Genomic DNA, 22,076 nt, shown 5'->3' on the forward strand with positions numbered 1-22,076 from the left:
GGCACGTGCTCAGCAGAGCCCGACCGCCTCGCCCGGGCCCTCGGGCCAGGCCGTCAGCGGGGTGAAACCCTGGTGGCCGCATTCGCCGAAGACCCTGACCGGGGCGCCGCCCGACAGGGAGACGAGCCGCCACAGACCGGGCCGGGACCGCGCGGCCGGCGTGAGCGGCAACGCCGCGTCCCCGTCGACGTCCGCCAGCTGCCACGAGTCGCCGTCCGGGGTGGGCACGACCCGGTCCAGCGTCACCGGGACCGACTCCAGCCACGGATCGTCGCGCAGGGCGTCGCCGTAACGGGCCACCGCCTGGGACGTCGTCACACCCGGCGGCCGTGTCTCCGCCGGTGCCGGTGGTGCGAACTGTTCGCCCAACGCCGCTCGCAACTGCCCGGCCCCCGGAAAGGAGGACACCTCGGCCTCCAGAGCCAGGCCCACCGGCAGTGCCAGCTCCGGGGCGCGGCCTGCGGCGCCGTAGGAGAGGAGCAGCACCGTGCGGTGGGAGTCGGCGCCGTACAACCAGATCCGGCGGGTCGTCAGGCGTGTGTCCGCAGTGTCGTACTGGGCGAGCACCAGCCAGCGGTCCCGCAGTGGCGGGCCGTCCGCGGAGGCCGGCAGGCCGATCCGGGAACGGACCGTGGCGGCGAGGCCCTCCGGCAGCCGCTCGCGGCGCAACCAGCCCTGGCCGAGCAGATGCAGCAGCGCGCACTCCTCCAGCAGCCGCACCGGCCAGCCCGGTCCCGTGGACGGGATGGCACCCAACTCCCGGACCCGGCCGGCCAGGCCCTGCGCCTGCGCGTCGACCATCCGGGCCGCCGTTTCCTCCCAGAGGCCGTACCCGGACTGCTCCGCCGTCGCCAGGCCGCCGCGCAGCAGATCGGCCAGGCGCTGCTCCAGCTCCACCGCGCCCGCCGTGACCCGCTCGGCCCGGCGCTCCGCCCGGCGCCGCGCCGCCTCCGGATCAGCGGACCCGGACGGCGAACCCGGACTCTCCCCGGACCTCTTCTCCTCCGCGCGCTTGCGCCGCCCCGCTATCCACTGGCCGGCCCACTCCGGCGCCTCCCCCCGTGGCACCGCCCCGTCGCCGCCGGCCCAGAGCAGCAGCAGGCCGAGGGCGTGCTTGCACGGGAACTTGCGACTCGGACAACTGCACTTGTACGCGGGCCCGGAGGCGTCCGCGATGTCGACCACCGTCTGATAGGGCTTGCTTCCGCTGCCCTTGCACAGTCCCCACACCGTCCCCTCGTCGGAACTCCCCGCCTCGGACCACGGCCCCGCCGCGCCGAGTTTGCTTCCCGCTTTGCGTGACGCGGTGTCAGGCGCCAGTGCCAGCACCTGGTCCGCGGTCCAGCGCACCCCCTGCTGAGTCATGTCACCGAAGGTAGATCCCACCACTGACAATCGGGTCCGCGAGCCGTCCCGGCAGAGCGTTTTCGCAGGTCAGAACGCATTGTCAGTGGTGTGGTGCAACGTGGATGCCAGATCCGAACCGGCTGAGCTGGAGGGGGACTTTGCCATGACTGTGTCCGTTGAGTCGACGTCCGTCGAAGCGGGGGAGGCGGAATCGACACATACGTTGCGACCGCACGCCGAGGACGCCTTCGCCGGTGAACTCGCCGCGCTGGCCGCACAGGACGACCGTCCGCGCCCGGCCCGCTGGAAGCTGTCGCCGTGGGCCGTCGCCACGTACCTGCTCGGCGGCACGCTGCCGGACGGCACGGTGATCACACCGAAGTACGTGGGTCCGCGCCGCATCGTCGAGGTCGCCGTCACCACGCTCGCCACCGACCGCGCCCTGCTCCTGCTCGGCGTGCCCGGCACGGCGAAGACCTGGGTGTCCGAGCACCTGGCCGCGGCGGTCAGCGGCGACTCCACGCTGCTGGTGCAGGGCACCGCCGGCACACCGGAAGAGGCCATCCGGTACGGCTGGAACTACGCGCGGTTGCTCGCCCACGGCCCGAGCCGTGACGCCCTCGTGCCCAGCCCCGTCATGCGGGCCATGGCCGACGGCATGACGGCCCGCGTCGAGGAACTGACCCGTATCCCGGCGGACGTGCAGGACACGCTCATCACGATCCTGTCCGAGAAGACGCTGCCGATACCGGAGCTGGGCCAGGAGGTGCAGGCGGTCCGCGGCTTCAACCTGATCGCCACCGCCAACGACCGGGACCGAGGGGTCAACGACCTGTCCAGCGCCCTGCGCCGCCGCTTCAACACGGTGGTGCTGCCCCTGCCGGAGAGCCCCGAGGCCGAGGTCGACATCGTCTCGCGCCGCGTCGACCAGATCGGCAGGTCCCTCGACCTGCCGGCCGCGCCCGACGGCCTCGACGAGATCCGCCGTGTCGTCACGGTCTTCCGTGAGCTGCGCGACGGCGTCACCGGCGACGGCCGGACGAAGCTGAAGTCGCCCAGCGGCACGCTGTCCACGGCCGAGGCGATCTCCGTCGTCACCAACGGGCTCGCCCTGGCGGCCCACTTCGGTGACGGTGTGCTGCGGCCGAGCGACGTCGCCGCGGGCATCCTCGGCGCGGTGGTCCGTGACCCGGCGGCCGACCGGGTCATCTGGCAGGAGTACCTGGAGACGGTCGTCCGTGAGCGGGACGGCTGGAAGGACTTCTACCGGGCCTGCCGGGAGGTGAGCGTGTGAGCGATAGGGGGCGGGGGCCCTTGGGCGGCGGGACGGCGGTTGGCGGCGGGATCGGCTGGGACGTCAGGGATGAGAGGGGGAGGAAGTGACGAGCATGGCAAGTGCTGTGGGGCGGGGGGCCGGAGCGGGGCCGTTGCTGCTCGGGGTGCGGCACCACGGGCCGGGGTCGGCGCGGGCCGTGCGGGCGGCGCTGGAGGAGGTCCGGCCGCGGGTCGTGCTGATCGAGGGGCCGCCGGAGGCCGACACCCTGGTTCCGCTCGCCGCGGACGAGGAGATGCGGCCACCGGTCGCCCTGCTCGCCCATGCGGTGGACGAACCCGGCCGCTCGGCGTTCTGGCCGCTGGCGGAGTTCTCCCCGGAGTGGGTCGCCGTCCGCTGGGCCCTGGAGCACGACGTCCCGGCCCGCTTCATCGACCTGCCGGCCACGCACACGCTGGCCTGGGGGAGGCAGCAGGACGAGGCGGAAGTGGTGGGTGAACGCCCCCTGGACGCCGAGGCCGACGCCGACACCGCCGAGGCCGAGGCCGCGGGCGACACCGCGACCGACCCCGCCGCGGGCGACACCGGGCCCGTACCCACTCCGCGTTCCGCGCCCGACCCCACTCCCGATTCCGCCCCTGACCCTGACGACGTGCGGATCGATCCGCTCGGTGTGCTGGCGCGGACCGCTGGTTACGACGACCCGGAGCGGTGGTGGGAGGACGTCGTGGAGCACCGGGGCGCGGGAAAGGGGGACGCGCTCGCGCCGTTCACCGTGCTGGAGGAGGCCATGGCGGCCCTGCGGGAGACCTACGGCAGCGGGGGACACGACCGGGACCTGGTGCGGGAGGCCTACATGCGGCTCCAGGTGCGGGCCGCGCAGCGGGAGTTCGAGGACGGTGTGGCCGTCGTCTGCGGGGCCTGGCACGTGCCCGCGCTGCGGCAGAAGACCACCGTCGCCGCCGACCGGGCGCTGCTGAAGGGACTGGCCAAGGTCAAGACGGACATGACCTGGGTGCCATGGACCCACCGCAGGCTGTCCCGGGCCAGCGGGTACGGGGCCGGCATCGAATCGCCGGGCTGGTACGGGCACTTGTTCAGCGCCCCGGACCGGCCGGTCGAGCGGTGGATGACGAAGGTGGCGGGACTGCTGCGTGCCGAGGACCGGATCGTCTCCTCCGCGCACGTCATCGAGGCCGTGCGGCTGGCCGAGACGCTCGCCGCGATGCGCGGCCGTCCGCTGCCCGGCCTGAGCGAGACGACCGACGCGGTGCGGGCGGTGATGTGCGAGGGCTCGGACGTGCCGCTGGCGCTGGTGCGGGACCGGCTGGTCGTGGGGGACGTGCTGGGGGAGGTGCCGTCGACGGCACCGGCGGTCCCGTTGCAGCGGGACCTCGCCCGGCTCCAGCGCCGCCTGCGGCTGAAACCCGAGGCGTTGGAACGGGAGCTGGAGCTCGACCTGCGCAAGGAGACCGACGCCGCCCGCAGCGGGCTGCTGCACCGGCTGCGGCTGCTCGGGATCGCCTGGGGCGAACCGGCCGCCTCGCGGGGCAGCACGGGCACGTTCCGGGAGACCTGGCGGCTGCGCTGGGAGCCTGAGCTGTCCGTGCGGGTCGCCGAGGCCGGAGTGTGGGGGACGACCGTCCTGTCCGCCGCGACCGCGAAGGCAGAGGCGGACGCGGTCGCCGCGCGGGGCCTCGCCGACGTCACCGCGCTCGCCGAGCGCTGCCTGCTGGCCGAACTGCCCGAGGCGCTGCCCACGGTGATGCGGATCCTCGCCGACCGGGCGGCCCTCGACGCGGACGTCGGCCACCTCGCCCAGGCGCTGCCGGCCCTGGTCCGCTCCCTGCGCTACGGCGATGTGCGCGGCACGGACACCGGGGCTCTGGGCGAGGTCGCCGCGGGGCTGGCCGAGCGGGTCTTCGTCGGCCTGCCCCCGGCGTGCGCCGCGCTCGACGCGGACGCGGCGGAGGAGATGCGGCGTCATGTCGACGCCGTGCACGGGGCCGTGGGGCTTCTGGGGGACGCCCCCGCGGCGGCACAGGGCCGTCTGAGGACCCGGTGGCAGTCGGTGCTGCGTGTGCTGTGCGCGCGGGACACCGTGCCCGGCGTGATCCGGGGGCGGGCCGTGCGGCTCCTGCTCGACGACGGGGAGCTGACGCAGGAGGAGGCGGCGCGGCTCATGGGGCTCGTCCTCTCCCCGGGCACGCCGCCCGCGGACGCCGCCGCGTGGATCGAGGGCTTCGTCGGAGGAGGCTCCGGCGGCGGGATGCTCCTGGTCCACGACGAGCGGCTGCTCGGCCTGGTCGACGCGTGGCTGACCGGGGTGCCGGCGGAGGCATTCACGGACGTGCTGCCCCTGCTGCGGCGGACGTTCTCGGCGTACGAACCCGGGGTGCGCCGCACCCTCGGCGAACTGGTCCGGCGTGGACCGGCAGCCGGGGGCGGTGCGGCACCGGCCGGCTCCGGCATACCCGGTTTCGCGGCAGAACTCGACCAGGAGCGCGCGGACGCCGTGCTGCCGGTCGTGCGGCTGCTGCTCGGACTGGACGAGGTGGCGGAGACGGCAGGCGAGGACTTGGCGGGGGTTACCGGATGACGACCGATGGACCGAGGAAAGCGGCGACGAGGGTGACGGCGGGGGAGGGCGCCGTCAGGAACGGACCCGGAGCGGAAGGCCGGCCGGCCACGACCGTGCCGGTGATCCCACTGTGGGAACGGCTGAGCAGGGGAGGACACGGATGACGCCCGAGGTGGGGACGGACCCGGCGCAGGAGCGGTTGCGGCGGTGGCGGCTCGTGCTCGGCGGTGACGCGGCGGACGGCACCGGCTGCGCCCTGTCGGGGCAGGACGCGGCGATGGACGGGGCGCTCACCGCCCTCTACGGCAAGGGGGACAACTTTTCGCGGGGCGGCCGGGATCGTTCGGCGGGGCTCGGAGCGTCGGCGCCGTCCGTGGCGCGCTGGCTCGGGGACATCCGGACGTACTTCCCGTCCTCCGTCGTGCAGGTCATGCAGCGGGACGCCATCGACCGGCTCGGTCTCGCCACGCTGCTGCTGGAGCCGGAGATGCTGGAGGCCGTGGAGGCCGACGTGCATCTCGTCGGAACGCTGCTGTCGCTCAACAAGGCCATGCCGGAGACGACGAAGGAGACGGCACGGGCCGTCGTGCGCAAGGTCGTCGAGGATCTCGAGAAGCGGCTCGCCACCCGCACCCGGGCGACCCTCACCGGTGCCCTCGACCGCAGTGCGCGGATCAACCGGCCCCGCCACCACGACATCGACTGGAACCGCACCATCGCGGCCAACCTCAAGCACTACCTGCCCGAGTACCGAACGATCGTGCCGGAGCGGCTCATCGGGTACGGGCGGGCGACCCAGTCCACGAAGAAGGAGGTCATCCTCTGTATCGACCAGTCGGGATCCATGGCGGCATCGGTCGTGTACGCATCGGTGTTCGGAGCGGTGCTCGCCTCGATGCGGACGATCTGCACGCGACTCGTCGTCTTCGACACGGCGGTCGTCGACCTCACGGACCAGCTCGACGATCCCGTCGACGTCCTGTTCGGGACGCAGTTGGGCGGCGGCACGGACATCAACCGTGCGCTCGCCTACTGCCAATCGCAGATCACCCGGCCCGCGGAGACGGTGGTCGTGCTCATCAGTGACCTCTACGAGGGCGGGATCCGGAACGAGATGCTCAAGCGGGTCTCGGCCATGAAGGCGTCGGGGGTGCAGTTCGTGACGCTGCTGGCGCTCTCGGACGAGGGGGCGCCGGCGTACGACAGGGAGCACGCGGCCGCGCTCGCCGCCCTGGGGGCACCGGCGTTCGCCTGTACGCCCGATCTGTTCCCGGAGGTGATGGCGGCGGCGATCGAGAAGCGGCCGCTGCCGATACCGGACGCGGCGTGACGAGCCGAAGGCGCGTCGTCGTCCGACTCGGGGGCAGCAAAACGGACATGACGCCCCATCGGTTCGCAAGGGCTTGCGCAACCGGCGCACTCCCGTGCGAGGATCGGCGCCTGCTCGGCGGTGCGTCGTGCTGCGCCGGGCAGTACCGCGGTGGGCCGACGCGTTGCTCGTGACGTGTGGAGCGCTCCGCGCTTGTTCCGTCGCACGGGAGGAAGCTCCCCTTCTTGACCTGGTCAGCAGCCCTGCCCGGTGCCGCTTTGCGCATGCTGCGCACGGCGGCCGGGCGGCGTGCCCTCCAAGTGGTGCTGCTGGTGGGCGGGGTGCTCGTCATCGGGCTGCTGTGCGGTGAGCGGGCGTCCGCGGCGGAGGGTGTGCGGGGCCTGACGGACAGCGCGGTGGGGCGGGTCGTCACGGACCAGCGGTCCCCGGCCCGGCCCGACGCGCACGCCCCGATCGGCCGGCGGGGGCCGGCGGATGTCCGGCCCGTCTCCGAGCGGGCCGGCAGGGGGCACAGCCTGGAAGCCGTGGGGCAGCGGGGCGTGCGGGTGGTCGGTGATGCCGGGGAGGCCGCGGGCCGGGGGCTGGGAGAGGCACGGACCAAGGAACCGTCGTCGCCCTCCCCGTCGCAGCTCCCCGAGCCACCGACGCGGCCGGCCCCATCCGATCCGCCGCCGCCCAACGTACCGGTGTTGTCCGATCCGCCGGTCCCGCCCAAGCTGCCCGCGCTGCCCGACCCGCAGGTATTGCCCGACCCGCCGGTCCTGCCCGAGCTGCCGGTGCTGTCGGACCCGCAGGTCCTGCCCAAGCTGCCGGTGCTGTCCGACCCGCCGCTCCTGCCCAAGCTGCCCGCGCTGCCCGACCCGCAGGTATTGCCCGACCCGCCGGTCCTGCCCGAGCTGCCGGTGCTGTCGGACCCGCAGGTCCTGCCCAAGCTGCCGGTGCTGTCCGACCCGCCGCTCCTGCCCAAGCTGCCCGCGCTGCCCGACCCGCAGGTATTGCCCGACCCGCCGGTCCTGCCCAAGCTGCCGGTGCTGTCGGACCCGCCGGTCCTGCCCAAGCTGCCGTCGCTCGTCGAACTCCCCGCGTTGTCCGGCCTCCTGCCCGCGCCTCCCACGGCTGAGGCCCCTCACCAGGGAGAGCCCCCTGCCCCTGGCCGGCTTGATCTCCCGGCCGTCCCACTCCCCACCCCGGTCACGTACGACCCGGCCCCGGGCCGGGTGACGACACCGTCGGCCGACGTGCCCGCCTCGGCCGACCCGGCGGCGACCGCGGTGGAGTGCGCCGATGCCGGGACGGAGGCCACGGCGCACGGCGACGTGCACCGTCCCGCCCGTGCTGGCGGCGCATACCTCGTGAACCTCTCGCACCGCGACAGACGGGCACGCAACGCCGCCCCGTCCGCAGACCCGTCGGCCGCCCACAGCGCGCACGCCCCGGGCGCCCCCGCGCACCCCGACCGCCCCGACGGCACGCTCGGCAACCGGGCCACCGTCGACAACGGCGCCCCCCGCCACGGCGACGCGCACGCCGTCACCCTGAGCCTGCGCGTGCCGCTGAGGCTCGTGCCCGATGCCGCGGCCCGCTCCCACGCGGCCGGCACCCGGGACAGTCACCGGGACATCCCCCTCTTCCCCGGCTAGCGCGGACGGACCGCCGCTCCCCGCAGCCGACGGCAGCGGCACCGGCGAAGGGTGCCCACCGCACCCTCACCCCACCGACTCCGCGAGCCATCAGCCCAGGGCGATCGAAAGCCGTCGCTCGCCTGAGGCCACATCTCGCGGATCGGGCCGGCTGGTCCCCATTGGGGTGGGGACCAGCCGACCCACACCCCGAAGAGCAGGGCCCTGAGCTGGACCTTCGTGCTCCTTCGGGGGTGTTCGGCGGGCCTCACCGGGTCAACCCCAGCCCGGTGAGGCCCCTCACCCCAGGCACGCCGTGCCGGAGAGCGCGGCATCATGTGACAGGTATCACCGCTCAGGTGTGACCCTCGATTTAGGGGCCTCCTGCAAGCAGCGATAACCTGCGAGACGGACATGCCGCGCGCTCGGACACCGTGTGCGCCTCCCTTGTGACTGACAGACGGCGGACGTCACGTTGCCCTCGCGGCACGCCCACGCAGACAACGAACCGCGAGATCACTGATAGGGACGGAAGCGCGTGGACCTGTTCGAGTACCAGGCGAGGGACCTCTTCGCCAAGCACGATGTACCGGTGCTGGCCGGTGAAGTCATCGACACGCCTGAGGCGGCCCGCGCAGCCACCGAGCGCCTCGGTGGCAAGTCCGTCGTCAAGGCCCAGGTGAAGGTCGGCGGCCGTGGCAAGGCCGGTGGCGTGAAGCTCGCCGCCACCACCGACGAGGCCGTCGAGCATGCGACCAACATCCTCGGCATGGACATCAAGGGCCACACGGTCCACAAGGTGATGATCGCCGAGACGGCTCCGGAGATCCTGGAGGAGTACTACGTCTCCTTCCTCCTGGACCGTGCCAACCGCACCTTCCTCTCCATCGCCTCCGTCGAGGGCGGCATGGAGATCGAGGAGGTGGCGGCCACCCGCCCGGAGGCCGTCGCCAAGATCGCCATCGACGCCATCGACGGTGTCGACAAGGCCAAGGCCCAGGAGATCGTGGCCGCCGCCAAGTTCCCGGCCGAGGTCGCGGACAAGGTCGCCGACGTCCTGATCAAGCTGTGGGACACCTTCGTCAAGTCGGACGCCCTCCTCGTCGAGGTCAACCCGCTCGCGAAGGTCGCCTCCGGTGACGTCATCGCCCTCGACGGCAAGGTGTCGCTCGACGAGAACGCCGAGTTCCGCCACCCCGAGTACGAGGAGCTCCACGACAAGGAGGCGGCCAACCCGCTCGAGGCCGCAGCGAAGGCCAAGGGCCTGAACTACGTGAAGCTCGAGGGCGAGGTCGGCATCATCGGCAACGGCGCGGGTCTCGTGATGAGCACCCTGGACGTCGTCGCGTATGCCGGTGAGGCCCACAAGAACGTCAAGCCCGCCAACTTCCTCGACATCGGCGGCGGCGCCTCCGCCGAGGTCATGGCGAACGGCCTGGAGATCATCCTCGGCGACCCGGACGTCAAGTCCGTCTTCGTCAACGTCTTCGGCGGCATCACCGCCTGCGACGCCGTCGCCAACGGCATCGTGCAGGCCCTGGAGCTCCTCGAGAGCAAGGGCGAGGAGGTCACCAAGCCCCTGGTCGTCCGTCTCGACGGCAACAACGCCGAGCTCGGCCGTCAGATCCTGGACGACCGCAACCACCCGCTCGTGCAGCGCGTGGACACCATGGACGGCGCGGCCGACAAGGCCGCCGAGCTGGCTGCTGCCGCGAAGTAAGGGACGAGGTCACACAACACCATGGCTATCTTCCTCACCAAGGAATCCAAGGTCATCGTCCAGGGCATGACCGGCTCCGAGGGCCAGAAGCACACCAAGCGCATGCTGGCTTCCGGCACCAACATCGTCGGTGGCGTGAACCCCCGCAAGGCGGGCACCAGCGTCGACTTCGACGGCACCGAGGTACCCGTCTTCGGCTCCGTCAAGGAGGCCATCGAGAAGACCGGCGCCGACGTCTCGGTCATCTTCGTCCCGGAGAAGTTCACCAAGGACGCGGTCGTCGAGGCCATCGACGCCGAGATCCCGCTGGCGGTCGTCATCACCGAGGGCATCGCGGTGCACGACACGGCGTCCTTCTGGGCCTACGCCGGCAAGAAGGGCAACAAGACCCGCATCGTGGGTCCGAACTGCCCCGGCCTGATCACCCCCGGTCAGTCGAACGCCGGCATCATCCCGGCCGACATCACCAAGCCGGGCCGCATCGGTCTGGTCTCGAAGTCCGGCACGCTGACGTACCAGATGATGTACGAGCTGCGTGACATCGGCTTCTCCACCTGCGTCGGCATCGGCGGTGACCCGATCATCGGCACCACCCACATCGACGCGCTGAAGGCCTTCCAGGACGACCCCGACACCGACCTGATCGTCATGATCGGCGAGATCGGCGGCGACGCCGAGGAGCGGGCCGCGGCCTTCATCAAGGAGAACGTGACCAAGCCGGTCGTCGGCTACGTCGCGGGCTTCACCGCGCCCGAGGGCAAGACCATGGGCCACGCCGGCGCCATCGTCTCCGGCTCCTCCGGCACCGCCCAGGCGAAGAAGGAGGCCCTCGAGGCCGCCGGCGTCAAGGTCGGCAAGACGCCGACCGAGACGGCCAAGCTGGCGCGGGAGATCCTCGCCGGCTGAGCGACTGCCTGACCACTGGTGGGCCCGTCCCCTCGAAGGGGACGGGCCCACCGCTGTTTGCGCGGTCCGCCGTCAACTCGGCTGCGGCAGTAACCGGTCCGGCCCGCGCTGCTGCTCCTTGCGGAGCTTCTTCCGCAGCTTCTGCTCCTTCTCCGACAGCGGCCCGGGCGCGACCCGCGGGGGCACGCCCTGAACAGTCTCCCCGGCCGGCACCGGGGGCTCGTAGCGGGCCGGGGCCGTGCGCACGGTGAGCACCGTGGTCCCGATCAGGGCCACCGTGAAGGCGATGGCGGCCCGGGTCCAGAGGCGGGCCCGGCGTTCCCCGCTGCGCCGCACGACCAGCGGTTTGGCGGCCCGCAGCCGCTCGATGGAGGCCAGTTCGACGAGCCGCCAGTGAAGCACCTCCGGATCCGCCAGTTCCGGCAGTCGCTCGGCGACCGCCTCACGCGCGTGCACCAGCCGGTTCGTGGCCGCGCGGGTGCTGGCCTCCGTCTCCGCCGCGGTCTCCGGCAGGCCGAGACCGACTCCGTCGTACAGCAGCAGAGTGCGGCGGTACGAGGGCGGGAGTCTCAGCAGGGTGTCCATCAGCGCGCGGTCGAACGCGTCGGGGGGCGGTGGTTCGGGGTGCCGGTGGCGGAGGCGGAACCGATGCCACGGGGAGAGGGCGCAGTCGTACGCCACCGCGCGCACCCACCCCGCCGGGTCGCGATCGCGGGCCACCTCGGGCCACCGCTGCCAGGCGATGTGAAAGGCACGCTCGACCGACTCCCGGGCCAGCTCGCGGCGGCCCGTCAGCAGGTAGGTCTGCCGGACGAGCGCGGGGGCGCAGAAGGAGTACAGCGCGTCGAAGGCCTGATCAGGAGTCAGGGCGTCGGCGGCGTCGCCGTACCGCCGAGGGCCCACGGCGCGGGCGCGGACCCAGCCACGACGCCGTCGTGCCGGACCGTCAGCGCCGGCGGCAAAGATGTGGGAGGTCGTCAGTTCCTTTCCCGCGCCCAGTGACTTCAGCAGCCTCGCGTACCTCCTCCCTTTCCGGCCGCGCGGCGTGGAGCGGCCGGTCTCCCACCCGCGCACCGTCTCGCTGGTGACGCCCACCCGGGAAGCCAGCTGAGCCCGTGTCAACGAGGCGGCCTCGCGCAGGCGTCGGCGCTCGTCGGGCGGGGGGAGCGGGAGGGCAGGGCTCTGCGTCACGGGGCGCCCCTCCGTACGGAAAAGTACATAAACGTATATTGGGCGACACAACGGTGGTTCGTCTGTTACGACGTGAAAGCGCGTGTCGTTGGGAGCATGGCGGGCGTGATCGAGATGACCGCTCGCCGACGTTCGCCGTCGCCCCTGCTCACCCGATTGCGCGCCCCTTCGCCCGGACTGGTCGACGCCCTCGTGGGTGGTGCGGTCGCGGCGGGCCTGGGGCTCGCCTCGTTCGCGGTGCTCGTGTTGCTGCTGTGGATCAGCTCGCCCTATCCCGACAGCGGGCCGGGCGGCGCGATGCACGTCGCGGCGGCGCTGTGGCTGCTGGCGCACGGGGCCGAGCTGGTCCGCACCGACACGCTCTCCGGCGCCGCCACCCCCGTGGGCATCCCGCCCCTGCTGCTGCTCGCGCTGCCGGTCTGGCTGCTGCACCGGGCGGCGCGGGACACTGCCGACGGCGGGCGGGGGGATGCGGACGACCGCTTCGGCGAGGAGTTCGAGGCCGTCGAGGTACTCCCCGGGCCGCCGCCGGTCCCCGCCCGTACGGCGTGGACGGGTGTCGTCCTCGGGTACGTCACCGTCGCCGCGCTCGCCGCCCTGTACGCCGCCGGCGGTGCGCTGCGGCCGTCGTGGGTGTGGGTGGGGGTGTGCGTCCCGCTGGTCGCCGTCGTGGCGGCGGGGACGGGCGTGTGGTCGGCGTACGGCCGTCCGGGCGGTCCGCTGCGGCGGCTGCTGGGCGTGCTGCCGACGGGCGTACGGCCGCTGGTGGTCGGCCCCGACGGACGCCCGGGTGTCGCCACCCGGGCCGTGGCGGCCGGGCTCGCGGTGCTCCTCGGGGGCGGCGTGATGCTGGTGGCGGTGTCGCTGGTGGGGCACGGTGCGACGGCTCAGGGATCGCTGCTGGCGCTGACGGAGGGGTGGTCGGGGCGGGTCGCCGTGCTGCTGCTGTGCGCGGCCCTGCTGCCGAACGCGGCGGTGTGGGGTGCCGCCTACGCCCTCGGCCCCGGCTTCGCCCTCGGCGCCGGTCACGTCGTCAGCCCGCTGTCCTCCGCCCCGGCGCCGCTCCTGCCGCCGTTTCCGCTGCTGGCGGCGGTGCCGGAGGCGGGCGAGGGGCAGCCGGTGCACTGGGTGGCCGGAGTCGTGCCGGTGGTCGCCGGGGTGGTCGTCGGCCGGGTCGTGGCGAAGGGGGCGGTCGCGGGGGAGCGCGGCGGGACGCGGCCCGGCGGCGGACGGGGTGCCGTCTGGTCTCCGTGGCGCACCGCTCGGGCAGCCGGACTGGCCGCGGTGCTGTGCGCGGCCGTGCTCACCGGTCTCGCCGCGCTGTCGGGCGGGCCGCTCGGGGTCGCCGTACTGGCCCGCCTCGGGCCGGTGTGGTGGCAGGTCGGGGCGGCGGCGCTGGCCTGGCTGGTGCTGGTGGCGGTCCCGACGGCACTCGGAGTACGGGCCTGGCGGTGCCGGGCGCCCCGGACGGAGGGGTCGGCAACGGCCGGGGGACGGGACGGGAGGCCTGCGAGCGGCGCCCAGCGGAGCGGTCGACCCCGCGAGCGCTCACGCCACGGCCGGGACCGGTTCGAACGCACCGGAACCCCCGCGGGCGGTACCCCGCTGCCGGGCGGCGGCACGGCACAGCGAACCTCGGACTCCCGACAAGAAGAGCCCTACGCGCGGGACGACACCGACTTCGAACCGTACGACTTCCTGCCGGCCGACCCGGGCCCCAAGTCGTACGGCTTCCTGCCCGCGCCGGACGACGCCCCCGAGCGGGACAGTCTCTGAGGGCGGCGGAGACCCGTCAGTCGTTCGTCCCCAGCAGCCCCCGCAGCTCGTCCGGCAGCAGATGCGTGCAGGACTGCTTGGCCTCGTTGGTGAGGGCGTCGTTCGTACAGGTGTAGTAGTCGCTGTAGACCAGCTGGGCCGTGAAGGTCGCGGCGACCAGGGCGATGGCCAGAGACGCCGTGACCAGGCCGCTCACCGCCGCCGTCGTCTGCGGACGGCCGTGCTGCTCGGGGGCGGGGGAGTCCGGGTCGGGCCTGCGGGGCTTGGCGCGCAGGGAGCTGATGCCCCAGTAGAGGGCGAGCGCACCGAGCAGCAGCGCCACGTACGGCCAGCTGAACAGGGCGAAGAAGAAGGCCCACATGCCCGACAGCAGGGCGTAGCGCGCGCGGCGCTGGGCGGGATCCGTCGGGTCCCAGCGCGGGTTCGAGCCTCCCTGCGGACCGCCCTGCCCCTCGGGGCCGCCGCGCGGGCGCTCGCCGAAGCCGCCGGAGGAGCGGCCGGGCTGCCGGTCGCTCCACTGACCGCCCCACGGGGAGCGGCCGCCCGCGCCGTCACCTCGGGAGCCGTCTTGCCCCGCACCGTCCTGGGAGTCGTCGCCCGACGGGTGTCGCGGCTGCCAGGGCCGGTCCGGGGTGCCCTCGGGCGGCGGGGCGAACGGGTTGTCCTCCTGGGAGCCGCGCCCCCGCCCGTCCCCGCGGTCACCGCCGGAAGGCGCGTCGGGCGGCGAGCTGGGGCGCTCCCGCAGCAGCACGGCGCCGCGCTTCCCTCCCTGTGCGGACAGCGGGGGATACGTGAGGAGTCGCAGGCTGCGGTCCGGCATCAAGTGAGCGTCTTCCCGTTGGTGAGTAGGAGCGAGGGACAGGCGAGTGAACGGGACTGAAAGGTGTCGTCCGGGTCCGTCACCTTCTGAACGCACCACATCCGGACGACGTTCCCGAACCGGCTCCGCCCAGACGCTACCTTCCGGCCGCGCCCCCGTCCCGTGGGGGCCGTCCGGAGTGCCGGTATCGTTGCTGACGGTCGACCGGTTCGTAGGCTTCCCCGTATCCGGGGGCGCGAAGCATTCGTATGAATGTACAAACGCCACGCCCCACGTCAAGCGTCGGCCGCCCGGACAGACGCTCCCCCGAGAAAGGCCCCCACCGTGGCCGCCAAGCCCGTGGCCCCGCGCGCCAAGCGCCTCGTCGTGCTGGTCTCCGGATCCGGCACCAACCTGCAGGCGCTCCTCGATGAGATCACCGCCGTCGGCGCGCAGGCGTACGGGGCCGAGATCGTGGCCGTCGGCGCCGACCGCGAGGGCATCGAGGGACTGGCCCGCGCCGAGCGCGCCGGACTGCCGACCTTCGTGCGGAGGGTCAAGGACTACGAAGGCCGCGAGGAGTGGGACGCCGCCCTCGCCGAGGCCGTCGCCGCCCATGAACCCGACCTCGTCGTCTCCGCCGGGTTCATGAAGATCGTCGGCAAGGAGTTCCTCGCGCGGTTCGGCGGGCGGTTCGTCAACACCCACCCCGCCCTGCTGCCCAGTTTTGCGGGAGCCCACGGCGTGCGGGACGCGCTCGCGTACGGCGCCAAGGTCACCGGCTGCACCGTCCACTTCGTCGACGACGGCGTCGACACCGGCCCGATCATCGCGCAGGGCGTGGTGGAGGTCCGGGACGAGGACGACGAGAGCGCTCTGCACGAGCGCATCAAGGAAGTCGAGCGAAGGCTGCTCGTCGAGGTCGTGGGGCGGATCGCCCGCAACGGCTATCGCATTGAGGGACGAAAGGTAGTTATCCAGTGACCGCCGAGAGCAACAAGCGGCCCCTTCGCCGGGCGCTCGTCAGCGTCTACGACAAGACCGGTCTTGAGGAGCTCGCGCGCGGGCTCGACGAGGCCGGGGTCGAGCTCGTCTCCACCGGCTCCACCGCCGCGAAGATCGCCGCTGCCGGCGTCCCCGTCACCAAGGTCGAGGAGCTCACCGGCTTCCCCGAGTGCCTGGACGGCCGCGTCAAGACCCTGCACCCCCGGGTCCACGCGGGCATCCTCGCCGACCTGCGCCTGGAGGACCACCAGCGGCAGCTGGCCGAGCTGGGTGTCGAGCCGTTCGACCTCGTCGTCGTCAACCTCTACCCGTTCCGCGAGACCGTCGCCTCCGGTGCCTCGCCCGACGAGTGCGTGGAGCAGATCGACATCGGCGGTCCGTCGATGGTCCGGGCCGCCGCCAAGAACCACCCGTCGGTCGCGATCGTCACCAGCCCGGCCCGGTACGCCGACGTGCTGGAGGCCGCGCGGAGCGGCGGCTTCGACCTCTCCACCCGCAAGCGGCTCGCCGCCGAGGCCTTCCAGCACACGGCCGCCTACGACGTCGCCGTCGCCTCCTGGTTCGCCTCCTCCTACGCGCCCGTGGACGAGTCGGAGTTCCCCGACTTCCTCGGCGCCACCTGGGAGCGCGAGCACACCCTGCGCTACGGCGAGAACCCGCACCAGCCCGCGGCCCTGTACGTCTCGGGCACCGGCGGCCTCGCCGAGGCCGAGCAGCTGCACGGCAAGGAGATGTCGTACAACAACTACACGGACACGGACGCCGCCCGCCGTGCCGCGTACGACCACACCGAGCCAGCCGTCGCGATCATCAAGCACGCCAACCCCTGCGGTATCGCGGTCGGTTCGGACGTCGCCGAGGCGCACCGCAAGGCCCACGCCTGTGACCCGCTGTCGGCGTTCGGCGGCGTGATCGCCGTCAACCGCCCGGTCAGCAAGGAGATGGCCGAGCAGGTCGCGGAGATCTTCACCGAGGTCATCGTCGCGCCGGACTACGAGGACGGCGCGCTGGAGGCCCTCACCAAGAAGAAGAACATCCGTGTGCTGCGCTGCCCCGAGGGGCCTTCGGCGCCCGTCGAGGTCAAGCCCATCGACGGCGGCGCGCTGCTCCAGGTGACCGACCGGCTCCAGGCCGACGGCGACGACCCGGCCAACTGGACGCTGGCGACCGGAGAGGCGCTGAGCGCCGAGGAGCTGAGCGAGCTGGCCTTCGCGTGGAAGGCCTGCCGGGCCGTCAAGTCCAACGCGATCCTGCTCGCCAAGGACGGTGCCTCGGTGGGTGTCGGTATGGGTCAGGTCAACCGCGTCGACTCCGCCAAGCTGGCGGTGGAGCGGGCGGGCGCCGAGCGTGCGCGGGGCTCCTACGCGGCCTCCGACGCCTTCTTCCCCTTCCCCGACGGCCTGGAGATCCTCACCGAGGCCGGTGTGAAGGCCGTGGTCCAGCCCGGCGGATCGGTCCGCGACGAACTGGTCGTCGAGGCCGCGCGGAAGGCCGGCGTCACGATGTACTTCACCGGGACGCGCCACTTCTTCCACTGACGGCGCTTCCCTGACGGCGTTCCTCTGACGACGTCCCCTGACGGCGGAAGCGGGCCGGCGACACGGCCGGCCCGCTCCGTACGGCTCAGCCGTCTCAGCCGTCGACCTCGTAGCGCCCGACCTCCAGGAAGTACCGCAGTTCCTCCGGAGTGCCGTCGATGGCCTCCTCGGCGGCCGCGCGGAGCGCGTCGCTGATCGTCGGGTCGGCCAGGATGCGGGCGATGGCGACGCGGTCGTCCTCGGCCTGGGCGAGGCGGTAGCCGGTCTCCAGGAAGGCGCGCAGGGCCTCCGGGGTGTTCGCGTCGAGGGCCTTGTTGGCCTCCCGCTTGACGCCCCGGCCGGAGTCCGGGTCGGCGAGGATGCGGACGATGGCGACGCGGTCGTCCTCGGCCTGGGCGAGGCGGTAGCCCGTCTTCAGGAAGGCGCGCATGTCCTCCACGGTGCCGTCGAGGGCCTTGTTGGCCTCCCGCTTGACGCCCCGGCCGGAGTCCGGGTCGGCCAGGATGCGGGCGATCGCGACACGGAGATCGTCCTCCGACATCTCGTCCACCGGCGTGCCGTCCGTCACCGCGGCGGCCGTCACCGCGGGGGCCGAGGAGGCCGGGCCGGCGGCGACGGCCGGTGTGGCGAGGAGGAGGGCCGGCGTCAGGGCGGCGGCGACTATCAGGGCACCGGCGGTGCGTCTCATATGTGAACCTGCCTTCAGGTAGGAGGAGTTCGGCGATCCCGGCGGCGTGGGGCGGATGCCCGGGCCGGGGGTGCGGACATCCTCACATCTCCCGCCGCGCGGAGCAGCGCGTTTTCCGACCACCGCCGCTCAGCCTCCGGGAACCGTGTACTCCTTGAGGTAGCGCGCGAGGCGGTCGGCGTACGCGCGGGTCCGCGGGGGAACGCCACCCGCCTTGTTCACCGTCTTGTACGACGTCCGGTATGCGGCGGCGATCAGCACCCGGCGGTCACCGCGTGCCTCGGGTTCCAGGCGCGGGGCGATCCAGCACAGGTAGCGGCCCATCGCCGGGATGGACTCGGCGGGCGGGAACGGGGGCTGCGGGACGGTCTCGCCGGGTGTGCCGTCCTCGTTCATCCACCAACGCAGGACGCGCGGGGTCCAGCGGGCGATGCCGTACTCGTCGTTGGCGGGGTCGGAGAGGTCCGGGTCGAAGTCGCTCTCCACCTTCAGCATGGCGGCGATCAGGACCGGAGTGACCTCCCGCCGGCCGCAGTCGTGCGCCGTCTCCACGATCAGCAGACGGTAGGCGGGCGGGATGCCCCGGTCGGTGCGCAGCTCGGAGGCGCCGTAGTCGGCGGCGGAGACGTCCGCGGTCGCGCCGGAGCCGCTGCCGCCGTGGGTGCCGTCGGCCCAGACGCTGATGCCGTAGGCGAGGGCGGCGAGGGCGGTGGCGGCGCACGCCGCGCCCACCGCGGCCAGAGTACGGCGGAGGCGGTGGCGGGCCGGGCGCGCAAGGGGCAGCCGGAAGGGGCGGTGAGCGACGCCGGCGGCAGCCGCCCGGACGCGGCGCAGCAGGGCGTCGCCGGTGATGCGGTCCTCGTGGGTGCGGGTCAGGCAGGCGGACGCGATCTGCCGCCACTCGTCGGGGAGTTCGGGCGACAGGCGCAGTTCGTCGGTGCCGCGGGCGTAGGCGGCGGCCGCGTCGCGGCGGGCGGTCGGGGTGGCGCCGGGCAGCGGGAAGGTGTCCGTGAGGACCAGGTGGGCGAGGACGCCGAAGGCCCACACGTCGGCCGACGGGCGGATGCGGCGGCCTCGTTCACCGATCTCGGTCCACAGGAGCTCGGGCGGGGTGTAGTCGGGCGTGGAGAAGGCCGGTGTGTAGGCGTGGGTGCCCTCCAGTTCGGCCGCCATGTTGAAGTCGGCGAGGCGGACCGAACCGTCGGCCATCAGCAGCACGTTGGCCGGCTTCAGGTCGCCGTGCACCCACCCGGCGTCGTGCAGCTGGGCCAGGCCCTCGCAGATCTGCGCGAGCAGCGCGGGGCCCGCCTCGGGCCGGGGCGTCGCGGCGAGCAGGGCGGACAGGGAGCCCTCGGCCCGCTCCAGGACGAGGACGGTGGCGCCGTCCAGCTCCGGGCGGTCCGGGTCGTCGACCGTCAGCGTCTCGTACATCCGCACCAAGCGCGGATGTCTCAGCCGCCGGTACAGCTCGACCTCCCGCTCGATCAGGTCCCGCAGGTGGCTGAGCCGGCGTGGCGTGGCCGTGCCGGTGGGCAGGAACTTCAGGGCGGCCGTCGGGGGCAGCTCCGTGCTCCCCCCGATGCGCCGGGCCGCGTACACACTGCCGAACGCGCCGGTCGCGAGGGGTTCGCGCACCTCCCAGACGCCGACCCTGTAGCCCTTCGGCACGGGCAGGGCGTAGGGCTCGGTCACCGGGCCACCCTGCCCGGCGGGGCGGCCAGCACGGCCAGGTCGTCCTCGCGGACCAGGTCGAAGCGGAGCGCCAGGGAGACCAGGGACTCCTTCTTGCCGTTCAGCCGCGGGCCCGGGTCCGCGCTCTCCGGGCCGGGTTTGAGGCGAAGCTTCACGGCGAGGTAGTCGATGTTCCACTGCACCGACGTACGGGACGCGGCCGGCCAGGCGGCGCGCAGCCGGTCGGCGACCTGGTCGACGGTCGGCACCGGGGCGTGCGGGGTGCCGCGCAGGCGGGGTTCGCACAGGGCCGCCAGGACCGCGAAGTAGCGCTTGCTGCGGTCGAGCGAGAAGGCCGGTGCGGTGGTGCTGCCGTCGAGGCCGCCCGTGCCGCTGAGGTAGTCGTGGCGCGGCGCCCACACCTGGAGCGTCAGCAGGTCACCGGCGGCGGGCAGCACGATCCGCGAGAACTCGAAGGGGATCGGCGCGTCCAGCCGGCCGGGCGCCACCTTGACGTGTTCGCCCGCGCCCTCCGGGTTCTCCACCACGTAGGTCTGTTCGCGGCTGAGGTTGCTGAGGATCCAGAAGGCGCCGTGCGCGGTGATCTCGCCGGCCCGTCGGGAGACACCGTCGTGGGTGATGTGGAGGTCGTTGTCGTGCGCGGACCGGCCGAAAGTGAGGCGTTCGCCGGGCGCGAGTCTGATCTGGCGGCGGTTCGGTTCGTCCTCCGTGGTCGGCGGAGGTACCACGATGATGCTGTACAAGGTGCTCTCCCCGTGCCTGACAGCTACGGACGTCAGACTAGGGCGACGCACCAGGGCCGTGCCCCCCTCGTACGGGTGAGACACGGCCCTTGGGTGTGATTGGCGTGAACTGGTCCGCTCGCCCGGTCGGTTCAGTACTTGGGGCGGTTGAACCAGGCCTTGCCGTTCGCGTTGCCGACGAACACCGCGACCAGGATGGCCAGGATCGTGTGCACCAGGCCGACGATGACGAACGGGTAGAGGCCGAGGACGGCCGTGATGATGGCGAAGACCAGGATGGTGACCCGGGCGCCGTTGCCGCCGCTCTTGAACTTCGTCGCCAGGACGGCCGCGAACACCAGCCAGGCCACGCCGAACACCACGTAGCCCCACAGCACACCGGTCGACTGGCCGACCAGGTCCTGGAAGGCGGTGTTGTCCTGGAGGGACTCGTCGTCCTTCGCGGCGTTGAGGGCCACGGCGGCGAAGGCGAAGAGCACCACGCCGATGACCTGCAGGCCGACGATGACCCACATCATCACGCGGGCCGCACCAACCGAGCCGGGCATCGTGGTCGGGGCGGCGGGGCCGGCCCCGTAGGGGGAGACCGGCGGGGCCTGCGGGTAGCCGTAACCGGGCGCCTGTCCCTGCTGCTGCGGGTAGCCGTAGCCCGGCTGCTGCTGCTGCTGCGGCGGCTGCTGGCCCTGGGGCGCGCCGTAGGGGTTGTTCGGGTCGCCGTAGCTCATGGCGAACTTTCCTCCGTTGGGTTTTCTCTAGTGCGGGGACGACGCGGGGCATCCGCACGGAGGAGAGTTCTTAAGTTTGCGACCGTCCCCCCGTTGAACTGCCCGCGGCACTTGTCATGTCATCGTTCTGCACCACTGACGGGCTTGTCCAGCCGCATTCCCGATGTGTTGTGCAAGTGCAACATCACTGATCTTGGGTGGATACGTGAGGACGGACACCCTGGTGCCCGGATTGCGGCCGGATTGGAACCGTGGCGGGGTCATCCGCGAGGATGGGGCCATGACCGCCCAGATTCTCGATGGCAAGGCCACCGCAGCCGCGATCAAGTCCGATCTGACCGCCCGCGTGGCGGCGCTGAAGGAGAAGGGCGTCACGCCCGGCCTCGGCACGATCCTCGTCGGGGACGACCCCGGCAGCCAGAAGTACGTCGCCGGCAAGCACCGCGACTGCGCGCAGGTCGGCATCGCCTCCATTCAGAGGGAGCTGCCCGGCACCGCCACGCAGGAGGAGATCGAGGCGGTCGTGCGCGAGCTGAACGAGGACCCGGAGTGCACGGGTTACATCGTGCAACTGCCGCTGCCCAAGGGCATCGACGAGAACCGCGTCCTCGAACTGATGGACCCGGACAAGGACGCGGACGGCCTGCACCCGATGAACCTCGGCCGGCTGGTCCTCAACGAGCCGGCGCCGCTGCCCTGCACCCCCAACGGCGTCCTCACCCTGCTCCGCCGCTACGGCGTGGAGATCAAGGGTGCCGAGGTCGTGGTGGTCGGCCGTGGTGTGACCATCGGCCGGCCGATGCCGCTGCTGCTGACGCGGCGCAGCGAGAACGCGACGGTGACCCAGTGCCACACCGGCACGCGTGACCTGTCGGCGCACCTCAAGCGCGCGGACATCATCGTCGCCGCGGCCGGTTCCGCCCATCTGATCCGCGCGGAGGACGTGAAGCCGGGCGCGGCCGTCCTCGACGTCGGCGTCTCCCGCAGCGCCGAGGGCAAGATCGTGGGTGACGTCCACCCCGACGTGGCCGAGGTCGCGGCCTGGATCTCCCCGAACCCCGGCGGGGTCGGCCCGATGACCCGCGCCCAGCTGCTCGTCAACGTGGTCGAGGCGGCGGAGCGCAGTGTCGGCTGAGCGGGGCG

Annotated in this window: 17 protein-coding genes; 10 read left to right on the forward strand and 7 right to left on the reverse strand. The window is 72.9% G+C overall.

What is annotated here, in order from left to right; genetic code table 11:
- Positions 1-9: 9 nt before the first annotated feature.
- Positions 10-1,365 carry an SWIM zinc finger family protein gene (locus tag SSQG_RS24130; protein WP_039933519.1) on the reverse strand — a complete coding sequence of 452 codons (1,356 nt, stop codon included), beginning with the start codon at positions 1,363-1,365 and terminating at the stop codon, positions 10-12.
- Positions 1,366-1,510: 145 nt separating this feature from the next.
- On the opposite strand from SSQG_RS24130, the gene SSQG_RS24135 reads away from it, so the two are divergent.
- The 6 genes from SSQG_RS24135 to sucD all read left to right on the forward strand — a co-directional run bounded on the left by SSQG_RS24135 (position 1,511) and on the right by sucD (position 10,776).
- On the forward strand, positions 1,511-2,641 hold the full coding sequence (locus tag SSQG_RS24135; RefSeq protein ID WP_003992454.1) for an ATP-binding protein: 1,131 nt from the start codon (positions 1,511-1,513) through the stop codon (positions 2,639-2,641).
- Between the two features lie 94 nt (positions 2,642-2,735).
- Positions 2,736-5,219, forward strand: coding sequence for a DUF5682 family protein (locus SSQG_RS24140; RefSeq protein WP_039933520.1), 2,484 nt, complete (start codon positions 2,736-2,738; stop codon positions 5,217-5,219).
- Positions 5,220-5,361: 142 nt separating this feature from the next.
- Positions 5,362-6,531 carry a VWA domain-containing protein gene (locus tag SSQG_RS24145; RefSeq protein ID WP_003992456.1) on the forward strand — a complete coding sequence of 390 codons (1,170 nt, stop codon included), beginning with the start codon at positions 5,362-5,364 and terminating at the stop codon, positions 6,529-6,531.
- Positions 6,532-6,755: 224 nt separating this feature from the next.
- Complete coding sequence (locus SSQG_RS38305) at positions 6,756-8,171, forward strand: hypothetical protein (RefSeq protein WP_158681097.1); 1,416 nt, start codon at positions 6,756-6,758, stop codon at positions 8,169-8,171.
- A 517-nt stretch (positions 8,172-8,688) separates the two neighbouring features.
- Positions 8,689-9,870 (forward strand): ADP-forming succinate--CoA ligase subunit beta, encoded by a 1,182-nt coding sequence (sucC, locus tag SSQG_RS24155; RefSeq protein WP_003992458.1) that lies wholly within the window; start codon positions 8,689-8,691, stop codon positions 9,868-9,870.
- 21 nt (positions 9,871-9,891) lie between these two features.
- Complete coding sequence (gene sucD, locus SSQG_RS24160) at positions 9,892-10,776, forward strand: succinate--CoA ligase subunit alpha (RefSeq protein WP_003992459.1); 885 nt, start codon at positions 9,892-9,894, stop codon at positions 10,774-10,776.
- 72 nt (positions 10,777-10,848) lie between these two features.
- On the opposite strand, the gene SSQG_RS24165 is transcribed toward sucD, so the two are convergent.
- Positions 10,849-11,967, reverse strand: a complete 1,119-nt coding sequence (locus SSQG_RS24165) for a helix-turn-helix domain-containing protein (protein WP_039933521.1) — start codon at positions 11,965-11,967, stop codon at positions 10,849-10,851.
- A 96-nt stretch (positions 11,968-12,063) separates the two neighbouring features.
- On the opposite strand from SSQG_RS24165, the gene SSQG_RS24170 reads away from it, so the two are divergent.
- Positions 12,064-13,743 (forward strand): DUF6350 family protein, encoded by a 1,680-nt coding sequence (locus SSQG_RS24170; RefSeq protein ID WP_003992461.1) that lies wholly within the window; start codon positions 12,064-12,066, stop codon positions 13,741-13,743.
- Between the two features lie 16 nt (positions 13,744-13,759).
- Here the strand turns inward: SSQG_RS24170 and SSQG_RS24175 are convergent, their stop codons facing one another.
- Positions 13,760-14,563: a hypothetical protein gene (locus tag SSQG_RS24175; RefSeq protein ID WP_003992462.1), complete on the reverse strand. Its 804-nt coding sequence runs from the start codon at positions 14,561-14,563 to the stop codon at positions 13,760-13,762.
- Between the two features lie 324 nt (positions 14,564-14,887).
- Here SSQG_RS24175 and purN point away from each other — a divergent pair, with 324 nt between their 5' ends.
- Together purN and purH are read left to right on the forward strand one after the other, a co-directional pair.
- Positions 14,888-15,526 (forward strand): phosphoribosylglycinamide formyltransferase, encoded by a 639-nt coding sequence (gene purN / locus SSQG_RS24180; protein WP_039933522.1) that lies wholly within the window; start codon positions 14,888-14,890, stop codon positions 15,524-15,526.
- Positions 15,523-17,085 (forward strand): bifunctional phosphoribosylaminoimidazolecarboxamide formyltransferase/IMP cyclohydrolase, encoded by a 1,563-nt coding sequence (gene purH, locus SSQG_RS24185; RefSeq protein ID WP_003992464.1) that lies wholly within the window; start codon positions 15,523-15,525, stop codon positions 17,083-17,085. Before purN ends, purH begins: the two co-directional genes overlap by 4 nt.
- 94 nt (positions 17,086-17,179) lie before the next feature.
- Here the strand turns inward: purH and SSQG_RS24190 are convergent, their stop codons facing one another.
- From SSQG_RS24190 to SSQG_RS24205, 4 genes are all read right to left on the reverse strand, one after another.
- The gene (locus SSQG_RS24190) at positions 17,180-17,773 is read right to left on the reverse strand and encodes an ALF repeat-containing protein (protein ID WP_003992465.1); all 594 of its coding nucleotides are present in this window, start codon (positions 17,771-17,773) and stop codon (positions 17,180-17,182) included.
- Between the two features lie 129 nt (positions 17,774-17,902).
- Positions 17,903-19,465 (reverse strand): protein kinase domain-containing protein, encoded by a 1,563-nt coding sequence (locus SSQG_RS24195; RefSeq protein ID WP_003992466.1) that lies wholly within the window; start codon positions 19,463-19,465, stop codon positions 17,903-17,905.
- Positions 19,462-20,208: an FHA domain-containing protein gene (locus SSQG_RS24200; RefSeq protein WP_003992467.1), complete on the reverse strand. Its 747-nt coding sequence runs from the start codon at positions 20,206-20,208 to the stop codon at positions 19,462-19,464. The genes SSQG_RS24195 and SSQG_RS24200 overlap by 4 nt, the downstream gene beginning before the upstream one ends.
- 131 nt (positions 20,209-20,339) lie before the next feature.
- Entirely contained in the window at positions 20,340-20,933 is a 594-nt protein-coding gene (locus SSQG_RS24205; RefSeq protein WP_003992468.1) for a hypothetical protein, read from the reverse strand.
- A 280-nt stretch (positions 20,934-21,213) separates the two neighbouring features.
- On the opposite strand from SSQG_RS24205, the gene SSQG_RS24210 reads away from it, so the two are divergent.
- Complete coding sequence (locus tag SSQG_RS24210; RefSeq protein ID WP_003992469.1) at positions 21,214-22,068, forward strand: bifunctional methylenetetrahydrofolate dehydrogenase/methenyltetrahydrofolate cyclohydrolase; 855 nt, start codon at positions 21,214-21,216, stop codon at positions 22,066-22,068.
- Positions 22,069-22,076: the final 8 nt, after the last annotated feature.

Origin of the sequence: Streptomyces viridochromogenes DSM 40736, from assembly GCF_000158955.1 — a bacterium.
In the GTDB taxonomy this organism is placed as follows: domain Bacteria; phylum Actinomycetota; class Actinomycetes; order Streptomycetales; family Streptomycetaceae; genus Streptomyces; species Streptomyces venetus.

What these genes read in the sequence shown, in the direction of transcription:
- SSQG_RS24175 (WP_003992462.1), bottom strand. Translation starts at nt 14,563, where the DNA reads ATGCCGGACCGCAGCCTGCGACTCCTCACGTATCCCCCGCTGTCCGCA.
- SSQG_RS24170 (WP_003992461.1), top strand. Translation starts at nt 12,064, where the DNA reads ATGGCGGGCGTGATCGAGATGACCGCTCGCCGACGTTCGCCGTCGCCC.
- SSQG_RS24210 (WP_003992469.1), top strand. Translation starts at nt 21,214, where the DNA reads ATGACCGCCCAGATTCTCGATGGCAAGGCCACCGCAGCCGCGATCAAG.
- SSQG_RS24205 (WP_003992468.1), bottom strand. Translation starts at nt 20,933, where the DNA reads ATGAGCTACGGCGACCCGAACAACCCCTACGGCGCGCCCCAGGGCCAG.
- SSQG_RS24130 (WP_039933519.1), bottom strand. Translation starts at nt 1,365, where the DNA reads ATGACTCAGCAGGGGGTGCGCTGGACCGCGGACCAGGTGCTGGCACTG.
- SSQG_RS24140 (WP_039933520.1), top strand. Translation starts at nt 2,736, where the DNA reads ATGGCAAGTGCTGTGGGGCGGGGGGCCGGAGCGGGGCCGTTGCTGCTC.
- sucD (WP_003992459.1), top strand. Translation starts at nt 9,892, where the DNA reads ATGGCTATCTTCCTCACCAAGGAATCCAAGGTCATCGTCCAGGGCATG.
- SSQG_RS24190 (WP_003992465.1), bottom strand. Translation starts at nt 17,773, where the DNA reads ATGAGACGCACCGCCGGTGCCCTGATAGTCGCCGCCGCCCTGACGCCG.
- SSQG_RS24135 (WP_003992454.1), top strand. Translation starts at nt 1,511, where the DNA reads ATGACTGTGTCCGTTGAGTCGACGTCCGTCGAAGCGGGGGAGGCGGAA.
- SSQG_RS24145 (WP_003992456.1), top strand. Translation starts at nt 5,362, where the DNA reads ATGACGCCCGAGGTGGGGACGGACCCGGCGCAGGAGCGGTTGCGGCGG.